Raw genomic sequence first — 1946 nt, 5'->3', positions numbered from 1 at the left:
ACTTGCGGCAGGAAAACCAAAGAAAGTAGCCATAGTTGCCTGTATGAGAAAGATGGTTGTGATACTTAATTCGATGCTAAGAGACGGTGTAATGTGGGATAAAGATAGCGTCAAAGATTAACTATTGACGCCATAGTCTCTTGTTATGTGAATTTTTACGTTCAAATGAATCACATTGAGTTTATGGTTGAATTAGTTTTCCAAATTTCAAAATACCATCAGCGATGGTTTTTCGTAACAACACCATAGAGCTAGCTTTTTCGCTACTTTCACTAATGCTTCCAGATGATTCATTAACCTCGGGTGTAAGGTTAAACAACAGTGGCTCTTGATGCCACTGGACAGGAAAGCCCATAGATTCTCTAAACAGTTTTGCTGTTGGGTATTTTTCAAACAGATGGGCTAATGCTGGCCCCAGTTTTTCCTCGTGACCTAAACCTGTATAAATTTTTTGTATTGCACAAATGTTCGTATAAATCCTATTTACCTGGTCTGTCTGCCGAGTTCCGTGCTGCGGATTTGTACGAACCAATGAAATATCACGACTTAGAACTCGCTTAATTCCAGTAGGCGCACTGAGGTTTCGATTGAATAAGCGATTATGGTGACCGCAAGCATTCCTTACATGACGAATGCAGCCCATCCAATTTGCCAATGATTGGTACTTATTTACACCAAGCTTATTGTTTGCAAAACGATTGAGCTTAAGACTTTGCACTGAATCAGCAGTGAAATTATCCATTAGGCTTAAAATGTTGCCGAATGTCATAAGTTCAAGAGCAACCCAAGCAGGTGGTAACTCCCTATAAAATGGACAATAATCGTTGTAGTACTTAGCACGATAGTGAAGAGCATATTCCTCTTTTGAACTAATAAACATAGAGCGTAACGTTGTTACAGTCTTGATCTGATCACCATTGCCATTAAACAATGAGGAATCTAGATACCAAAATGGATTTCCAGTTTTTCCAGTAATCCATTGGTCTAGGGCAGAGCGAACGCCAATTTCTACTTTTTCAATAATGCGGAATAAATACGCTCTCAACTCACTGTCAAAGTGGTACAATTCATAACCCTGCTCAAAAGTAGAACCAGTATTGTAAGTCTTAGTTGCTAAGTCTTTGAAAGGAAATAAATAGGCTTTAAAACGATAATAACTACAACGTTCAAATTCTTTTTTCGCTTTTGCTACATCATTGATAGTCAAGCCTTGACCTTGAAGCTTGGCGCATAGATCGGAGCTACTTAGATAGGTTTTATTGTATGGAATCAAGTTTGGCACTGTGATAGCCCGTAATTTAGCTCTTAGCCTCACTAGTTGAAGCTGTATTACAGATAAAAAAAAAGGCTTCCACTCTTACGAACATAGTTCAGGAGGAAGCCGTTGTTAAGACAAATACTAATACCAAGTTCCGAATCTTGCAAGCAAATTTTGAAGACTTCTGCTTAATTCACACATAACGCCCAATTAAGTAGTGAGTAACGCTACCACTTAACCAGAACATTGTGCCCTAATCACTAAAGCTGATTCAAACCAAAAATGCCAAGCGTTACGAATCTGCTTAAATTGTTTGTTAGTTGCCTGCCCTAAGCCTTGGATTTGAAGCTCATTGAGACTTTGCCAACTCTGTTTCTTACGCTAGCTAAAAACCCAAATCAGGCGCAGTTTCAAAGCGACTGTTACTGAAACCACTTGGGATTTACAACGCCGTATAAAACGGACTTCGAACACAAAAGAACGCTTTTGGAAAGACTAAGCAACAGAGCAGACTCTCCGCGAGTGAATCAGTTTCTGAAACAGAAAATCTAAACCGATCACCAACCAAAGCACTGTTTTATCGAAACCAATAATCTAAAAGGCGAAGACAGAAACCTAGAACAACACACTGACATTAGCCCTAAACTTGCTGATTTAGTTAATTTGTCTTCTTTGGCAACTAACGCCC

Annotated in this window: 1 protein-coding gene and 1 pseudogene; one reads left to right on the top strand and one right to left on the bottom strand. The window is 39.1% G+C overall.

Features of this window, described 5'->3' with window-relative positions; genetic code table 11:
* Nucleotides 1-121: pseudogene (locus tag ELS82_RS24800) on the top strand (IS110 family transposase); the annotation flags it as partial.
* Nucleotides 122-181: 60 nt separating this feature from the next.
* On the opposite strand, the gene ELS82_RS24795 reads toward ELS82_RS24800, so the two are convergent.
* Nucleotides 182-1207 (bottom strand): Abi family protein, encoded by a 1026-nt coding sequence (locus tag ELS82_RS24795; RefSeq protein WP_208733308.1) that lies wholly within the window; start codon nt 1205-1207, stop codon nt 182-184.
* Between the last annotated feature and the right edge of the window lie 739 nt (nt 1208-1946).

This window comes from Vibrio ouci, assembly GCF_004551525.1.
Classification (GTDB): domain Bacteria; phylum Pseudomonadota; class Gammaproteobacteria; order Enterobacterales; family Vibrionaceae; genus Vibrio; species Vibrio ouci.
This window is presented reverse-complemented; position numbering and strand designations above follow the sequence as displayed.